This is a genomic window from Desulforhopalus sp. (assembly GCA_030247675.1).
Lineage (GTDB): Bacteria > Desulfobacterota > Desulfobulbia > Desulfobulbales > Desulfocapsaceae > Desulforhopalus_A.
Map to the genome: position 1 here is coordinate 924,469 of JAOTRX010000002.1, position 16,218 is coordinate 940,686.

Genomic DNA, 16,218 nt, shown 5'->3' on the forward strand with positions numbered 1-16,218 from the left:
TTAATAATAAACTGATGGAGCCTTTCGGAGAGTTTAATCTCCGTTCCATGTTGTCCGTAACAATTGAGAAGTACTGTCCAACTGTTTCTGATACGTACCATACCTGACGGCGGGAATGGCTTCTTACCAAGCATTCTGCCGATTGCCTTCTAATGTCTTCCGGGTCGACAGCGATGGATTTTACTTAGTGGGGTAGAACCAGCAGCTACCGTGTATTTCTGATATCGAGACAATTAACATCTTGCCTTTAGTTGGCCAAGGTATTTATATGGACTTTTAGTAGGTTACATGGAAATCAATGGAGTAAAAGGCTCGCGCTAAAATAAGGGGACATCTTGCCTGTTTCCAGAAACATACTCCAAATAATCTTATGATTTTGCCATTGTGCACAACATTTGACACGTTTGAGGTAGAAAAAATGAATCCACGTGTCATTGCGCTTATAATCATACTGTTTTTTACACTTATTAATTGCTGTGCTCCTGCTCCATTTGTGCTAATTGGTGAAGATACCTATACAATCTCGCAGACATCGTCCGGTGGCGTGTTTAAGTCTATGAGTTCTTTAAGGACCGAGGTTATTAGTAGGGCAAATGAATTTGCGAAGAGCAAGGGTAAATTGGCTGTGGCAGTCGCAGAAAAGGAATCACCTTCTTACCCTGGCCATATGCCTAGCTTTACTTATACATTTCGATTGGTCTCAGGTTTAGGAGGTGTCCGTAATACTGATAACTCTGACAGCAATCGAGCTGTTCCTAAAGATTTTCATGATAAACTTTTAAAGCTTGACGATCTTAGAACCAAAGGGATAATTACCCAAACCGAATTTGAGGAACAGAAGGCAAAAATTCTTTCTGGGATTTGAGGTTGACAGCAGACATTTTTAAGACAAAGTAAGAGTGGATCAGAATCAAGATAGATTGTAAAAATGAATATCTTTAATTATTCTCTAACATCATTAGTTTGTGGATTTATTGAAATATATTACTATAAATACTCGAAAAAAATACATATAATATGAAAGAATTAATCCCAAGTATTGCAGGCTGGATTCCTGCAATTATTTTGCCCTTAGCTTCTTTGATGCAATTAGTTAAGATTCTTAGAGAGAGAAATGTTCAAGGTATTAGCGTTATATCCTGGTTTCTGTTCGGGCTCGCAAATATTGGTCTCTATATTTTCACTGAAAAATATTATGCCATTCAATCATTGTTGGGTTTGTTGGGGACAGCATTAGTGAATTTCACTATCGCTATCTTGGTACTCAAAATGAGAAAAACGGAAAACGAAAAAGACTGAAATACATTCTGATGTAACCCTGGATAGGGACATAGAGGAGTATATTGGGGCAGCGTCCCGTTACAATCCGTTTGACTTCAGTCCGGCCCTGTTAAGCCGATTAATAATCCACAAAAACCTTAGGAACCCATGGAAACAAAAAAATATTTAGACATGGCAATAGCTGAAGCGCGCCAAGGTGAAAAAGAAGGTGGAATACCTATAGGTGCAGTAATTGTTTGTCAGGGTAAAGTTATTGGTAAAGGCAGAAATAAGAGGATTCAAGAGGGCAGCGTTATTAAACATGGTGAAATGGATGCACTGGAAAACGCCGGGAGATTAACCTCTGCTATTTACCAATCATCAACTCTCTATACGACGCTTTCTCCCTGCCCAATGTGCAGCGGGGCAATCCTTTTGTATGGAATCAAAAAAGTTGTTGTTGGGGAAAATAGCAACTTTTTGGGTGACGAAGATCATTTACGGAAAAATGGCGTCGAGGTAATTGTATTACAAGATGACGAGTGCATTCAGATGATGAAATCCTTTATCAAAAGAAATCCTCAATTATGGAATGAGGATATTGGCGTATGACAAAATAGTCTGAAGGGTAGAGTTTGCCCCTATTCCACCTGCGTTTTCTTGCGTGATTGGCAAATGGCAAGGAACGCCTCGCAGGGCGTCGCTCCGGAGGCTGCCCGGAACTGTTTTAATGGCGCGCGAAGCGAATTATCCCTCCAAGGGTCCCCACATAGGCTGAGCCGTCCGGCCCGATGGCGATTCCGGAATAGTGATTATTGAACTTCAATTCGTCCTCTCCCGCTTTCTTGGCAAATACTGCCTTCCCCGTAGCGCCGCTGAGCCCGGTAAAGTACCACCCGGCTTTGTCTTTTGCGTAGGTGTAGACCATGCCGCTTTCCGCCGAATATTTCGACACGACCGACGGGACGATGATGTCGGCATCCCATACCTTCTCGCATTGTCCGTCAGGGGAAATATCTATTTTTGTCACCCCTGGCGTGGACAGCTTGCCGATGAAATGGATGGCCCGCGGATACCCGTAATTGTTCTCGACAATAATGGAATTGCCGAAAGCGATGAGAGAATTCTCTGTCGCCGACGCCCCTTCTTTAAAGACAGGGACCCGGCAGATCAGGCGGTTTTCGGTAACGCTCGCCTGTCGCCTGTAAACCAGCACGTTCATACGGGGCTCTGCGTTGTCGGTGATCGCTACGTAATCCTGGCCAATGAGCGTTGGTGTCGTGCCTGAGCCCTGGCTGAACTGCCCAGGTTTTCGTCTCGTACCACGATCGTATTCCTCGCGCCAGGTCACCGCCGGCTTGCCGTTGGCATCGGCATCGAGCCGGTACAGAGCGTGATCCGAAACAACATAGACCCCACCGCTTTCATCCACCGCGAAGGAATTGAAAATGCCCTCGCTGACTGTTGCCGCGCCATCTGTTTGCGCGAGAGTAATGGTTTTCGGCGCGGTGCCTTTTTCCACCGTCCCCACCAATCCCTCTTCGGTCACGAACCACAGCCGTCCGTTCCAGTCGGGAAGGGCGGATTCAATATGCGCGGGATCGGGCAGCGATGTCAGGTCAAAATCGGTCTCAATTCGAAAAACTGGGGGATTGCCGGTTGCCTCCAGCCTGAAGATATGCTTGTTGACGGTAGGAACGACGATGCGGTCCAGGTTGTCGATGTAGAAATATCCCGCGCCGGCCGCTCCGAGGTTAGTGCTGGACGGCAGCTCATACGAGGCATTTGTTGCCAGGGTGACAGGGTCGAGAAGATACACGGCCCGACCGCCGTCCGCTCCTGTGCAGAGGGTCTTGATTGCTCCCTGGCTGTCGAAGGCAATTGTCACGCATAGCCTGTTCATGGGCTTTGTGGTCATGGTGAGATTGCCGTCAGTGGGACCGGCAACGGCATAGGAATCGGTCATATAGGCATCGTTATGAACGTTGCTGCGGCCGTTTGCTGCCATGAAAGGATGGGCAGGGGGCGTCCAGCCTGGTGAAATAGAGCCCGTAGGGCCGACGCTACAGCCCGGCGCCGCCAGCAACACGAAGAACAGGAAGGCACCGTACATTGTGGCCGGTATTTCCTGATACGGCGCGGATGATTGATCCCGGCTATTTCGTTTATTTTTCATAGTGTCACCTGTAAGAGCCCAGAGTTCCCATCAGAGTTTTTCTTCGGTGAGGTTTGTGTTTTTGAGATTGAGGATAAAATATCAAATCAATGGAACAATGCCAAGTCTTCATTTTTACGGAATTAATTGGGCTGAGAGCTCCAGTGGCCTTTGCAGAGCTCAACGGCAAGGCCGCTCAAGATTGCGGTTTGACGGCCACCAAGATCATCCGTCGAGAGGTCTCATCAAATGGCGTCAAGTCTTCACCGTACACCTGTTTGAGTTGCAATCCGGCCAACTGCAGGAGCAGTCTGTACTGGGGCAGGGAATACATGCGAACCCCGGATGTGATCTTACGTTGTCTATCGGGGCCGGTAAGCGTCAGATGGGTTATCAGCTTCTCCGTTACCTCATCCCAGAGCACACTGCTCTGCTTACCGGTCTCAGCTTCTTCCCTACGGACAAGATTGCCCAGAATGCCTTGGCGATTGGGCGCTTCAATGAGCAACCGGCCGCCGGGGCGCAGGGCATCCGCGAAACATAAAAGCACCTGAAAATCATCTTCTATGCCGAAATAGCCGAAGCTGTTAAACCAGTTGACTATGGCGTCAAAGGTGTTTTTGTCGCCCAGTTCACGCATGTCACCGACGCGCAGCTGAGCGGGGACACCGGCCTCTTTGCAACGTTCACCGGCACGGGCGATGAATCTGGGGTTCAGGTCGACGCCGGTTACGATAGCGCCTTGCTTGGCCAGATGCACACCGATACGCGCATCGCCGCAGGGGCAGTCCAGCACATGCTCTCCGGCCGAAAGCCCAAGCGCCCGCCAGATGATGTCCGCATCCCGCTGCGACTCGGTTTCCGGCTTAAGCCAGCATTCGTCAGGCACATGGGCGAACCAGTCCTCCTGGCTTGCAAGAGATGCATTGGCTGGGCTCATCTCGAACAGCAGGTTTTGCGCTTCGATCTCCAGCTCCCGCAGGGTAGCCCAGTCGGCATCTACCACCGACTGGTCCTGATGGTAGAGAAAGACATAGGCCGGACTGGTGAGCAGGTCGACGGTACGGGGCACATGACCCTTGGAAAGCGCACCGATGAAGTTGCCATAACGCGCGGAGGGGAGGCGTGTGGCCAGGGTAATAGCTGGAATAGCCTGGATGGCCCCTTCCTGGGTGGAGATGAGGGTTTTCATGCACATGGCGTGACTTGGTCGGTACTCTCTTTCGGCATTGGCGGCAAAGGCCCCGGCATCCACATAGCTGTCCACGGCCCATTGGACCTGGGTATGGCCTACCGATTCCTCGATCAGATCCTGGGGAAACGCCCCGCCCATCGGGCGTGCGCCGGATTCAATGAGCACCGGGCCTTGATCGGTTACCATGATTTCGGTGTGGGCCGGACCGATGCGGATGCCGAGGGCATCCAGCACCTGGAAGGTGTAGGCGAGAATAGCACGCATTTCCTGGTCCAGGGTGCGCACCAGCCGGGTCCGGTCATAGAGGGGAGCGCCGCCTGGCGTGGGAATCTTTTCATATGCCCACAGGTCGGACAGGATATGCCTGCCCGCCCGGGACACGGTGTTGACCGCATATTCGCGCCCCTTGGCGCATTGCTGAACAAGCACCTGGGCATTACGGTCGCCGAACTGGGTACATGTGCCCAGAAGTGCCGCCAAGGCCTCTTTGAGTTCTTCGGCAGAGCGGCAGAAGCGCACACCTTCGGTGGCGGCGCTGCGTAGAGGCTTGACCACAACCGGCCAGGAACCGATGTCCGCGGCAAAGGCAAGCGCCTCATCAATGTTGTCGGTGGCCAGTGAAGCCAGGGATGGCAGGCCGGCTTTGGCCAAAATGGCGTGCATGGCCAGCTTGTCGCGCCGGATATGGCTTGTGGCGGCATCGTTGCCGGGCAGGCCCAGGCGGAGGGCCAGCAGATCAGCCATTTCAACGCCCATCTCGCACCCGGGCATGACACAGCAGGGGGCCATGCCGGCCAAGCTGGCGATCAGTTTGTCGAGGTCGTTCCAGCCATGAAACATGGCGTCGTAATCATGGCGCATGTGCTCAAGGGCCTCGGATATGTAGGCCTCAAGCTCCGGGGAGTTTTTTTCTGTCCCGGATGCGACATGGACAGGCCGCAGGCCTTTTTCCCTTATGGCTTTTGGATAGAACTGGCCTGTTGAATAGCCATCGACGACAAGAGCAACGTTAAAGGACGTAATGTTTTGATCCATGTTGATAATCCTATTTTTTTCAGCGTTACAGGTCTGACTTCATTTTTTTTGAAAATAAATGCGTTTCCTCTTTCATCGCCAATGAGGGGAGAAAATGGCCGAAAAACTGCCCCCCTTCCCTAGGGTGACCAGCTTTTTTATACCGCAAGGGTATAAATATGGTTTGCGCAGGCAAACTACTCATCTCAGCTTTAAAAAATTCCTCCAATCAATGAGAATATCATAAATTCAGAAATCTTGACAAAAACTCGCGTCACGTTTAGCATAGGCCGCACAAATCAAGTCTTTGCTGGCTTTTTCCTGAAAAATTGAAAGGTTCTGCTGGTGGTCAGCGCATTGAGCCGGGCAAAGGATTAATGACTCCTCGCAAAGAGGGGTGAAACATCATCAAGAGAGAGAAAAAATGAAGAAAATTATTGCCTCAGCGGTCGGTCTTATGCTCGTGGGCGGAATTGCGACAACCGCCTCCGCAGCATTGGAAAATCAGTTCGGAGGATACTGGCGCACCCGTTTTACCTTTGAAGATAATTTCTCAGGTAGAGACACTGCAAGTACGCAATATGTGGATACACGTACCCATTTATACTACACGGCCAAATTCAGCGATGATTTCAAGTTTGTCAACAAATTTGAGTTCAATACCGGCTGGGGCGATACCACCGGTACACAAACGGTTGATGTCGACGGTACAAGCTACAAGGTCAGCTCTTCAGGCCTTGGAGCAGGTGGGGATCTCGGCGCCGACGGCAAGGGCAACTGGAGAATCAAGAATTCCTATGCTGATTTCAACGTGGGTTCCGCGCTGAATGCCAAGGTTGGTATTCAAGGTGCCGTTCTTGCCCGTGGCTTCCTCCTTGACGATGATTTCGCAGGTGTGACCCTTACTGGGAAATTTGGCAACGTCACTGTGCCGGTAGTTTGGATGAACTTGGATAACACCGAGGGTTACGGCTATGATATCGCTACCGCTTCCAGTATTGACCAGAATATCCTGGCTGCATTGGCGGTTGTGCAAATCAACGACAAGATATCAGTTACCCCGTACTTCGTGTTCCACAACATTAAGGACGATGCCGCCGCCGATGACAGCAAAAACTGGTATCTTGGTGCCGATGCCGACTTGAAATTCGGTGATGTCGCTGTTTGGGCCACCGGTATCTACAACGGCGGCGATGTCGCGGGTGTCGATAACGTGGCATTCCTGGGTGCCGTTGGTGCTGATGCCGGCATCGTCCACGGTCAGTTCTTCTATGCCAGTGGCGATGACGGCAGTGATGCATCCGAGAATAATACCTTCGTACAAGCTCCCGGTAGATCCTACTACTGGTCTGAGATCATGGGTTATGGTGTATTTGATAACAATTCCTCTAATGGGGCCCCTGCTGACGGTATCAGCAACGTCTGGGCAGGCAACGCTGGTGTGACCATCAAACCGATGGACAAGCTGAAAATTGATGCTGATGTGTGGTATGCCTCCCTTGCTGAGGATAATGCCGCCGGCGACACGGAACTCGGTTGGGAATTCGATGGCAAACTTAGCTATAATCTCTATGACAACCTGACCGCTGAGGCCGTTTTTGCATATCTTGTTTCCGGAGATGCTACAGGGGAAGAGGATGTGATGGAAGGTGGTTTGTGCTTGTCCCTTAAGTTCTAATTTGCGGCACGCATCAGCGAGTTTATATTGACGGCAATAAGCCCGGTGGAGGAAACTTCACCGGGCTTATTTTTTGGTATTGAACCTGAATTCCGGTAACCTGCCGGGCAGATTCAATATGAAAATCGCTCTAAAAAAGGCCGGATAGAAAACCGACACGGAGGTCAAGGTTTAGCGCCGGAAAGCAAATATCCTTGAAGCATCGGCATAGGTGAAAAGTAACACCAGGATATTTGCGAAAGTTGCCATGATGCGATAGTCTTGGAATATCCAAGAGGGGAGCATTTTATCACCAAAAAATAATTATCACGGTATAGCAACTATGCCTCAGCGCGACCTCACTGTTGTTGGAGATTTCCTCCGCTATGCCGGTATCTTGTTTGTGCCTTTTTGCATCCTGGGAGTTATATACTGCTTCTTCCAAGGCTTCTCATTTATGGCGCTGCTGGTCAACCCGCTCATCTACAGCGCCGGCATAAGTCTCATCATCATTGTCATTGTTTATGACGTCAACACCGTCCTTGGACTTGTCGGCCTCGCTCAGGAAGCACCGCTCAGCGTCCACATCAAATACGGCAAGGAAATCCAGGAAATCGGCATGCTCATGAGCATTGCCAATTTCACGTCAGCCCTGAAAAAGGTCGATCTCCTGCTACGCAAGGAGCCCGGATTTGCCCTGGCCCACAATTTGCGCGGGGAAATTTTATTGGAAGGATTTCAGCAGAACAGGCAGGCGCGGGAGTGTTTTGACCGGGCGATCAAGTTGTCCAAGCCGGAAGACGAAGAATACCGGATGGCGGTATCCTTAAAGGATTCCACCTATAAGTCTTCCTAGTTCCACGCAGGAAACGCTTCCCGGCAGGTAAGAACGTCCCCCTCAGAAGAGGAGGACGTAGGCCGGCACGGGGGATCGGCCACCATCCCCCGTGCCGTGTTCATCAGGCCTTGCGGACGGTGACGAAGTGTTCTTGGTAGGCAATGGCCCCGCCGGCCTTATCCCACTTGTCGAGGCCGCCCTTCATGAAATTCTGGTCGGCAAGGCCCCTGCCGAAGGCGCGGCTCTCCACCGGCAGCTTATGGCCAAAACCGTGGATGATGAATACCGCCTCGGGGTGGATGAGGTCGGTGACCTTAGCCACCGTTGTTTCCGAATAGTCCCTTTGCGATACCACGATCTTGTCGCCGTTGCTTATGCCGAGCTTTGCCGCCGCCTTGGAGTTGATCCACAGGGGGTTGATGGGCATCTGCTCAAAAAGCAGCGGGTTATTAACCGTATGCCCCTGGGTATGGATGGCGCAGCGGCCGAAGGTCAGGCGGAAGCTCCCTTCCGGCGGGGTTTCCGGGGCCTCGAAGGGCTTCAGCGATTGCAGTCCGGCCTTTTCCAGTTTTGCCGAGATGATCTCCAGCTTGCCGCTCGGCGTCTTGAATTTCAGCTTGTCCATATCGCGGTAGACCGGTTTGTCGGCGAGGTTGACCATACCGGTTTTGTTAAAGTCCTCGATGGCCACGCCGGTGCCCTGCAGCTGGAAATTCCAGACGTCCTCCACCTTGTCGAAAACCAGTTCGGGCAGGCCGAGCCGCTTGGCCAGACCGCCGACGATCTGCCAGTCGGCCTTCGAGTCGTAGCGGGGCTCGATTGCCCGGTGGCGCACAAAGAACTGTGGTTTCAGGGCATTCTTGGTGGCGATGACGCTTTCCCGCTCCAGATACGGTGACAGGGGCAGGACGACATCGGAGTACCAGGCGGTGTCCGACCAGCTGAAGGTCACCGACACCAGGAGGTCGAGGTTGTCGAAGAGCTTCTTCAACCGCTCCGGATCGGGAAAGCCCATCAGCGGGTCATGGCGGTAGGCGATATAGGCCTTGACCGGATAGGGGTCCTGGCTGCCGAAGGCCTCGTACATCAGGTGGGCGAGACCGGGGCCCTCTTCAAAGTGGGTGTAGCGCCAGCCGAGGCCGTCGGCGCGTTGGTCCTTTGGTTTCGGGTAGAGGTCGACAAAGGCCTTGAGGTCGTTTCGGCCGACGTCGCCCGGCTTGCTGACCAGAGGCATCCCACCCTTGACGCCGAAGGAGCCGAGCAGGGCGTTGATGATATAGGCGGTGCGGCAGACGTAAAACGAATCGCGGTAGCGGGCCGCCATCCAGCCGGGATGCCAGATCACCGCACCCTTGGCGGCGACCAGCTCGCGGACGAAGGCGCGCAGCGACGCCGGTTCGATACCGGTCTCGCCCTGTGCCCACTCCGGGCTGTAGGGTTCGATAAAGCTCTCCAGATCGCGCAGGCCCTCGATATAGCGGGCGGCGTATTTCTCGTCGAAAAGCCGTTTCTTGATGAGTTCGTGGATGACCGCCAGGTTGAAGGCATAGTCGGAGCCAGGGCGTACCTGAAAGTAGCGGGTGGCCTTGGAGGCGGTAATCGTCGCCCGGATATCGATGACCGTCAGCTTGCAGCCGTTTTCCATGGCATCCATGAGGTTATTGACCTCCTGGACGTTGATCGCCTCGAAGATATTGCGCAGCTGCAGGACGACGTGTTTGGCATTCTTCAGGTCGTAGGCCATGCTTTTTCGCCCCATGCCGGTGACCGACAAGCTGGCATGCTGGACGTTGCGGGCACAGGAGGAATCGTGGTTGCAGTAGTTGGGGCTGCCGAGGCCACGCAGCAGCGCCCGGTGCATATCGCGGAACGGGCCGCCGCGGTCGGTAAGGGCAATACCCTTGGCGCCGTATTTGTCCTTGACCTCTTTCAATTTGTCGGCGACATAATCGAAGGCCTCGTCCCAGCTGACCTTCCGCCATTTGCCCTCGCCCCTTTCCCCGGCACGGATCATTGGCGTCTGGGGTCGTTCCGGATCGGTGATCAGGGCGTTACCGGCGGCGCCGCGCGGACAGACCGCCCCCTTCATCGCCGGGACATGGGGATTCCCGGAGAGAAACGTCACCTGTCCGTCCTCGACCGTCACCTGGATTGGACAACGAACGGTACACATCCCGCATACACTGAACACTGATTTGGCAACCATGAAGTTCTCCTTACTCTAAGCTATGCCGGCAGCTGGTTACTGCGGCTTTAGTGCCTTACTCCGAAAATGCTGTCAGAAAAAAATGAAAATATAAATTTAAAAACATTGTCATTCGAAACCCCACCAAGGCACGAATCCCCGCAAGGGGATGACAGTCCTTGGGTTGCGGGCCTTAGCCCGCCTTTGTAATTTGCTGGCGTGGCGGTTGTTTTCCCAAGACCTGCAGCCGGTTGGAAAAGAGCTTGGCGCAGTTGGCACAATACTGGTGATGTTCCTTGACCTGCGGATGGGGAGCGGTGCGTTCCTCCATCATGTGGATCTGTTTCTCGGTGGCGTAATACTTGCCGCAGCCCTGGCAGCGCAGGAGCGGATGGCGGCCGAAGACCCAGCCCCGTATCGATACGGTGCGAATGCCGCCGTCCTCCTGTACCGTGATCGCCTGGGTCGGGCAGATGTTGGCGCAGGTGCCGCAGCCGATGCAGCGGTCGGGGTCGGGGAGTACCATCTGCCTGCCGTCAACTTTTTCCATGTGCAGGGCCTCTTTGCCGATGATTTCCTTGCAAACCCGGATGCACAGGCGGCAGCGGATGCAGCCGTCGGGTGCCGGTGGCAGGGCGATGTTTTCCTGTTCGGCGAGATGACGAATCCGCTCTGCCATTGGGGCCATGGCGATGAGTTTTAACAGGGCCTTGCTGCGCGCCTGGAGAACGTCGGGGCCCTCGGTCCACAGCCGCATGCCCTCCTTGACCCGGAGGATGCAGCTGAGCATGATCGTCCGTCCCCCCGAGACCTTCTCCACCGCCACGGCGCAGACCTTGCACGAGCCGGAGGGCTTGAGGGCCGGGTGATGGCAGAGGGTCGGGACATGGACACCTGCGCCCCGCGCGGCCTGCAGGACCGTGGTCCCTGCCTCGACGGGCACTTCCCGGTCGTTGATATAGATGGTTATCATCGTTCTTCCTCAGTCGTTCGGCGCGTCATGCAGCGCGTCAATATAAGTTTGCAGGTGCTGCACCTCGTCGTGCAGGCTGTTGATCTGGATCTGCAACAACCGGGTGAGGTTGACCACCAGGGTCGCGTCGCCGGCGGTCACCGGCAGGGATTGTACGCCGGCCGCTGCCATGGTTTCGACGACTTCGGCAATCCTTGCCCCGGAGGTGACAAGCGGCAGCTGCCGGTGGAGTGCCGCGCGCAGCGGCCCGTTCCAGGCATGGTCGACCGCGCTTGCCGCAACCAGGGTACGCAGAACATCTTCGGCGGTCACCAGTCCCCGCAGTTTGCCATCGTCAACGAGGACCGCCCCCGTCTCTGCCCGGCATATCGCCCGCGCCGCCTCGGCGAGACTCTGCTCGGGGGCAAGGGTTTCCGCCTTCAGGGCACAGCTATGCAGGACCTTCTCCAGGCGCATCCGGACTACTCCAAAATCTCCAGACAATCCTGCGGCAGACGGAAGGTGCCTTTGTCTTCGAGGCTGACCTCGATGAGCGAATCCGGGTCGTTGATCTGGTTGTCGGGATCGGTGACCATGCCCCGGCTGCCGACCAGGCCGTTCATATACTCTTCCCAGCTTTCATCGCTGCTGCGCCTTGTTACCCGGACCATCTGTCCTTTGTGAAAAACCATTATCTTCTCCTTCGTCGTCTTTTTCAGGTAGTCGCCATAATCGTGCCGCCGCCGTGATAGCCCTTTTTCCGCTGGCAGGCATCGCATAACGGTGCGGCGTCGCTTGCGGCGGAGGCGGCGAGGCGGCCGAGGCGGCCACGGATAAACTGCAGATACCGCGCCGTGCCGATGACCGCGCCGCAGCTGGTGCAAGAGATCAGGGGCTGGCGGCTGAGGATGGTGCCGCACAGGGTGAGAATCCGTTCTCCCCCGCGGTCCTCGATGCGCATTGCTCCGGTCGGGCAGTTGGCGGCACAGGCGCCGCAGCTGATGCAGCGCTCGCCGGTGTAGCGGAAATCGCTGATTTCCGGATGCTCAAACGATAGATACCCAAGGGCGAGGGCGTCGACCCCCATTTTCTCCTTGCAGATGGTGACGCACTTGCCGCAACGCCGGCAGATGTCGCAGCGCAGGCAGCGCCTGGCTTCCTCGCGGGTCTGGTTCTCGGAGTAGCCGAGTTCCACCTGCTGGAAGGTGGTGCGCCTGCGATCAAGGCCAAGCAGCGGCATCTCCGGCCGCTTCAGGGCCATCTTGGTATGCGCCGGGACGTCAATATAGGGGATGCGCTGCTGGCGCACCGGCACTGGCGGCAGGTTCGGCTGGGGGATGCCGGAGAGATAGCGATCGATAGCAATCGCCGCCCGTTTGCCGCCACCGATGGCCTCGATGACCGTTGCCGGACCGGTGACAGCGTCGCCGGCGGCGAAGATGCCGGGGATGCTGGTCTCCATGGTGATGGTGTTGACGCGGATGGTGTCGCGGTGCGTCCAGGCAAGTTCCGGCATGGCGGTGAACCACTGTTGCTCGATGCGCTGGCCGATGGCGCTGATGATGGCGTCGGCCGGGATGTCGTAGTCACTGCCCTCGATTGGTTTTGGCGACTGGCGGTTCGAACCGGGAACGGTGACCAGTTTGGCCTTTAGGCAGCGCAGGGCGCGCAGCTTGCCGCTCTCGCCGGTCACCGCCATGGGCACGGTAAGCAGCTCGAAATGCACCCCTTCTTCCTCCGCCTGTTCCACCTCTTCGTGGTCAGCGGGCATCTCCTTTCTGGTGCGGCGGTAGGCGATGGTCACCTCCTCGCTACCCAGGCGCAGGCAGGTGCGGGCGGCGTCGATGGCGACGTTACCGCCGCCGATGACGATGACTTTTTTGCCGGGACAGCGGCGCTCGCCAAGGGCGACCCGCTGCAGGAGGTCGATGGCCCCCTGTACCTGCGGGAAATCGTTTTCACCTTCGATGCCGAGGTTGAAGGCGGCATGGGCGCCGATGGCGAAAAAGAAAGACTCGAAACCCTCGGCGCGCAGATCGTCAAGATCGACATCCTTGCCAAAGCGGGTATTGTAGCGGAATTCGACGCCAAGTTCCTCGATTTTTGCCACCTCCCGGTCGATGATGTCGGAGGGCAGACGGTAGCGGGGGATACCGACCAGGATCATGCCGCCGGCCCGGGGCAGGGCCTCGACGACCCGTACTGAATGACCGTGCAGGGCCAGGTAGTAGGCGGCGCTGAGACCGCCGGGGCCGGCGCCGATAACGCAGACCTTGCGGCCGCTTCGCGGGGCCTGGCGGGGATTTTCGTAGCTGCCCCAGGACATCGCCCGCTCGGCGGCGAAGGCCTTGAGGAACTTGATCGACACCGGAGTATCGATCCGCGCCCTGACGCACATCATCTCGCAGGGCCTAGTGCACACCAGACCGCAGACCCAGGGCAGCGGGTTATCGCGGCGGATGACGGCAATCGCCTCGTCGTCCCGGCCAAGGGCGATGAGCGACAGGTAGGTCGGCACGTCGATGCCTGCCGGGCAGGCCATCTGACAGGGGGCCGGGGTGAGATGGTCGCAGACCGAGGCGGCGCAGTTATGATTCCCTGCGTGGCTGCGAAAGACCTCGCTGTGTTCGGCCAGCCGGGCCGCCAGCCACTGGCCGGTGGCAGCGCCTTCCGGATCGTCCTGAAAGGTGCGAAGTTCGATCACTCGTGCATCGATTGACGGCAGATGATCAGCACCGGCCCGCCCGGCGACGATGTCCTGGACGAGGGTGGCGATTTCATCGACCAGACGACGGCTGCGTGGGTGAACCACCTTGCCCTCGGCGGGGATCTTCCTCAAGGCTAGCAGGGTCTCGTGGACCGGACAGACATTTGGAGTCATGGCAGGCTCTTCTTGGGGCGACTGGAGGAAATGCGCCCAAATATTGGTTCCAGCAAATTAGAACGAGCTGTTTTCAAAGGAAGCCACCGATTCGGCATGGCGCTTGCGTTTCTTTTCGGTCATTGCCTGGCCTTCGCCGAACTCAAGGCACTGGGTCGTGCAGGCGGTGACGCAGGCTGGTTTCAACCCTTGATCGAGGCGGTCCTTGCAATAGTCGCATTTGACCACCTTGCCGATTTCCGGCTGCCACTGCGGTGCTCCCCATGGGCAGGCGGCGATACAGGTCTTGCAGCCGACGCAGAGATTGTGGTCGACGAAGACGATGCCGTCGCTTTGCCGTTGCTGCATGGCGCCGGTCGGGCAAGCGGCGACGCACCAGGGGTTTTCACAGTGAAAGCAGGGCATGAAGACGAAGGAGATGCGCGGCAGGCCGCCGACCATCTTCGGGCCGACCTCGACGATCTGGCAGAGACGGGGGCCAATCGGCAGGCTCTTATTGGATTTGCACTGGATTTCGCAGGCATGGCAGCCGATGCATTTGCGGGTATCCTGGGAAAGATGGAACCGGCTCATGAAAATTCTCCTCAAGGTAAAAGTTCGATGCAGCGTGGGGCGAGTCGCCAAGGGATCCGCCCATCAGTTTTGCAAGTTATATGCCAGGACGGGTTTGCTGTCCCGGCAGACTGGTGGTTGGTAAGTTGAAATTCCTCAATGATTTCGGGAGATAATTCTCTGCCACCCAAGGTGGTGCCGGCGGTGTTGAGAAAAATGCCCCGGTATATGCCGCTATTCTCCCCTGTTGGTGCAACATCGGGGTTTCTCCCGCAAGCAACGATGTCTCCAGGTATCCGCATGAAAAAACAAAGGAAAGCATTATGTCCCGGCCCCTGGTGCAAAGTATTTGTCGCAGTTTTCAATCGCCCATTTCGGCCATGTAAGCGTCCAGGGTGCCCTCCATGGCCAGCTTGTGCTTGGCCTCTTCCTGGCAAAGCATCTTGAAAACTTTCTTTGCCCCTTCGTCCCGTGCTTCAGCCAGGAGAAGATTGTACAGAGCCAGGGCCTTTTCTTCGCGCTTGGCGGCGAGCATCAGGATATCACGGTAGGGCATGCCCGGGGTGTAGGCGACCTCCGCCACAAAGTTGCTGCGTTTGATGTCGGTAATCCAGACGAAGGGATAGTCGTCGAGGGTGCTACCGGTATCGCCGTTTTTCAGCCCTTGAAGAATGTGCCGATGCTTGTCTTCTTGGTCGGCGAACTGCAGGAACAGGTCTTTTTTGCCGACCTGGGCCTCTTTTTGACTGATCATCCGGTAAAAGTCGGCGGCCTCCTGCTCCTGGGAAATGGCAAAATCAATGATGGCAGTCAGGTTCTTGAAATCCATGGCTTGTCCTCAAGGTCAAAGGTGGTGTTTGCTCAGTAATTCCTGAAATGTCTTTCGGGTATCATGGACGGGAAAGCTCTCCCGCCACTATTTCTTCCAGGTTTCTTACATCAACGGGTTTGACGCAGTAAGCACCCGCACCGAGTGCTATCGCCTCTTTGGCGCTTTCAAGGGTCGGGAAACCGGTAAGTATGATGACTCGCACCCTTGGCTTGCGCCTTTTTATCTTCTCGAGGACCTCGAGTCCGCTCATTTTTTTCAGGTTTAAATCGAGGATGGCGAGATCGACGGGAGAGGATTCCAGGTGTGATAAGAAATCATCCTCCTCGGTAAAAGCGCGGACCGCATGGCCTCGTCTGGTGAGAATTTTTTGCACCAGAACTGCTGCGTCAAGAATATCATCAAGGATGACGATTTCGGCCATGGGGGGGCTCCGGTCATTGGTAAAAAGGTTGTTGTTGAGAGTGTGCTCCGGCAATTGAGTTTTGCACCTTTTATGCCGGATTTATCAAGGTGCTGTTTCTTTGTTGTTTTAAGCAGTGTTTTCAGGATACTACGATAATTTCCCGGTCTTACGGTTGGCTTCTTTTCCGCGTCTGGCGCGTTGCAGTCTCAAGAGGACAAAGGTGTAACCTCTTTGCATTCGGACCTTTTTGCCGGCAATGGAGCAATACGCCTGTTGGCAGAAAGGGTGCAGCAA

Annotated in this window: 15 protein-coding genes; 5 read left to right on the top strand and 10 right to left on the bottom strand. The window is 55.3% G+C overall.

The genetic code is table 11. From position 1 onward, the window contains the following. Positions 1-418 precede the first annotated feature (418 nt). The 3 genes from OEL83_04010 to OEL83_04020 all read left to right on the top strand — a co-directional run bounded on the left by OEL83_04010 (position 419) and on the right by OEL83_04020 (position 1,872). On the top strand, positions 419-865 hold the full coding sequence (locus OEL83_04010; protein ID MDK9706195.1) for an SHOCT domain-containing protein: 447 nt from the start codon (positions 419-421) through the stop codon (positions 863-865). A 152-nt stretch (positions 866-1,017) separates the two neighbouring features. Further along, positions 1,018-1,299 (top strand): hypothetical protein, encoded by a 282-nt coding sequence (locus tag OEL83_04015; GenBank protein ID MDK9706196.1) that lies wholly within the window; start codon positions 1,018-1,020, stop codon positions 1,297-1,299. A gap of 129 nt (positions 1,300-1,428) precedes the next feature. Then, positions 1,429-1,872 (top strand): nucleoside deaminase, encoded by a 444-nt coding sequence (locus OEL83_04020; GenBank protein ID MDK9706197.1) that lies wholly within the window; start codon positions 1,429-1,431, stop codon positions 1,870-1,872. A gap of 115 nt (positions 1,873-1,987) precedes the next feature. On the opposite strand, the gene OEL83_04025 is transcribed toward OEL83_04020, so the two are convergent. Both OEL83_04025 and OEL83_04030 read right to left on the bottom strand, forming a co-directional pair. Further along, positions 1,988-3,436 carry a hypothetical protein gene (locus OEL83_04025; protein MDK9706198.1) on the bottom strand — a complete coding sequence of 483 codons (1,449 nt, stop codon included), beginning with the start codon at positions 3,434-3,436 and terminating at the stop codon, positions 1,988-1,990. 175 nt (positions 3,437-3,611) lie between these two features. Further along, on the bottom strand, positions 3,612-5,645 hold the full coding sequence (locus OEL83_04030) for a methyltransferase domain-containing protein (GenBank protein ID MDK9706199.1): 2,034 nt from the start codon (positions 5,643-5,645) through the stop codon (positions 3,612-3,614). Between the two features lie 403 nt (positions 5,646-6,048). On the opposite strand from OEL83_04030, the gene OEL83_04035 reads away from it, so the two are divergent. Next, positions 6,049-7,302 (top strand): hypothetical protein, encoded by a 1,254-nt coding sequence (locus OEL83_04035; protein ID MDK9706200.1) that lies wholly within the window; start codon positions 6,049-6,051, stop codon positions 7,300-7,302. Positions 7,303-7,624: 322 nt separating this feature from the next. Next, positions 7,625-8,137: a hypothetical protein gene (locus OEL83_04040; GenBank protein ID MDK9706201.1), complete on the top strand. Its 513-nt coding sequence runs from the start codon at positions 7,625-7,627 to the stop codon at positions 8,135-8,137. 103 nt (positions 8,138-8,240) lie between these two features. On the opposite strand, the gene OEL83_04045 is transcribed toward OEL83_04040, so the two are convergent. From OEL83_04045 to OEL83_04080, 8 genes are all read right to left on the bottom strand, one after another. Beyond that, positions 8,241-10,325, bottom strand: coding sequence for a molybdopterin-dependent oxidoreductase (locus OEL83_04045; GenBank protein MDK9706202.1), 2,085 nt, complete (start codon positions 10,323-10,325; stop codon positions 8,241-8,243). Between the two features lie 172 nt (positions 10,326-10,497). Beyond that, positions 10,498-11,277 (bottom strand): 2Fe-2S iron-sulfur cluster-binding protein, encoded by a 780-nt coding sequence (locus OEL83_04050; GenBank protein ID MDK9706203.1) that lies wholly within the window; start codon positions 11,275-11,277, stop codon positions 10,498-10,500. A 9-nt stretch (positions 11,278-11,286) separates the two neighbouring features. Then, entirely contained in the window at positions 11,287-11,760 is a 474-nt protein-coding gene (locus OEL83_04055; GenBank protein MDK9706204.1) for a CBS domain-containing protein, read from the bottom strand. Further along, positions 11,739-11,948: a hypothetical protein gene (locus OEL83_04060; GenBank protein MDK9706205.1), complete on the bottom strand. Its 210-nt coding sequence runs from the start codon at positions 11,946-11,948 to the stop codon at positions 11,739-11,741. The genes OEL83_04055 and OEL83_04060 overlap by 22 nt, the downstream gene beginning before the upstream one ends. A 23-nt stretch (positions 11,949-11,971) precedes the next feature. Further along, positions 11,972-14,137: an FAD-dependent oxidoreductase gene (locus OEL83_04065; protein MDK9706206.1), complete on the bottom strand. Its 2,166-nt coding sequence runs from the start codon at positions 14,135-14,137 to the stop codon at positions 11,972-11,974. Positions 14,138-14,194: 57 nt separating this feature from the next. After that, entirely contained in the window at positions 14,195-14,710 is a 516-nt protein-coding gene (locus OEL83_04070; GenBank protein MDK9706207.1) for a 4Fe-4S dicluster domain-containing protein, read from the bottom strand. 340 nt (positions 14,711-15,050) lie between these two features. Further along, the gene (locus OEL83_04075; GenBank protein MDK9706208.1) at positions 15,051-15,518 is read right to left on the bottom strand and encodes a ferritin family protein; all 468 of its coding nucleotides are present in this window, start codon (positions 15,516-15,518) and stop codon (positions 15,051-15,053) included. A 61-nt stretch (positions 15,519-15,579) separates the two neighbouring features. Further along, positions 15,580-15,942: a response regulator gene (locus tag OEL83_04080; protein MDK9706209.1), complete on the bottom strand. Its 363-nt coding sequence runs from the start codon at positions 15,940-15,942 to the stop codon at positions 15,580-15,582. Positions 15,943-16,218 lie beyond the last annotated feature (276 nt).

Excerpts from the sequence above, each read along its gene's own strand:
- OEL83_04010 (MDK9706195.1), top strand. The coding sequence starts at position 419 with ATGAATCCACGTGTCATTGCGCTTATAATCATACTGTTTTTTACACTT.
- OEL83_04015 (MDK9706196.1), top strand. The coding sequence starts at position 1,018 with ATGAAAGAATTAATCCCAAGTATTGCAGGCTGGATTCCTGCAATTATT.
- OEL83_04020 (MDK9706197.1), top strand. The coding sequence starts at position 1,429 with ATGGAAACAAAAAAATATTTAGACATGGCAATAGCTGAAGCGCGCCAA.
- OEL83_04025 (MDK9706198.1), bottom strand. The coding sequence starts at position 3,436 with ATGAAAAATAAACGAAATAGCCGGGATCAATCATCCGCGCCGTATCAG.
- OEL83_04030 (MDK9706199.1), bottom strand. The coding sequence starts at position 5,645 with ATGGATCAAAACATTACGTCCTTTAACGTTGCTCTTGTCGTCGATGGC.
- OEL83_04035 (MDK9706200.1), top strand. The coding sequence starts at position 6,049 with ATGAAGAAAATTATTGCCTCAGCGGTCGGTCTTATGCTCGTGGGCGGA.
- OEL83_04040 (MDK9706201.1), top strand. The coding sequence starts at position 7,625 with ATGCCTCAGCGCGACCTCACTGTTGTTGGAGATTTCCTCCGCTATGCC.
- OEL83_04045 (MDK9706202.1), bottom strand. The coding sequence starts at position 10,325 with ATGGTTGCCAAATCAGTGTTCAGTGTATGCGGGATGTGTACCGTTCGT.
- OEL83_04050 (MDK9706203.1), bottom strand. The coding sequence starts at position 11,277 with ATGATAACCATCTATATCAACGACCGGGAAGTGCCCGTCGAGGCAGGG.
- OEL83_04060 (MDK9706205.1), bottom strand. The coding sequence starts at position 11,948 with ATGGTTTTTCACAAAGGACAGATGGTCCGGGTAACAAGGCGCAGCAGC.
- OEL83_04065 (MDK9706206.1), bottom strand. The coding sequence starts at position 14,137 with ATGACTCCAAATGTCTGTCCGGTCCACGAGACCCTGCTAGCCTTGAGG.
- OEL83_04070 (MDK9706207.1), bottom strand. The coding sequence starts at position 14,710 with ATGAGCCGGTTCCATCTTTCCCAGGATACCCGCAAATGCATCGGCTGC.
- OEL83_04075 (MDK9706208.1), bottom strand. The coding sequence starts at position 15,518 with ATGGATTTCAAGAACCTGACTGCCATCATTGATTTTGCCATTTCCCAG.
- OEL83_04080 (MDK9706209.1), bottom strand. The coding sequence starts at position 15,942 with ATGGCCGAAATCGTCATCCTTGATGATATTCTTGACGCAGCAGTTCTG.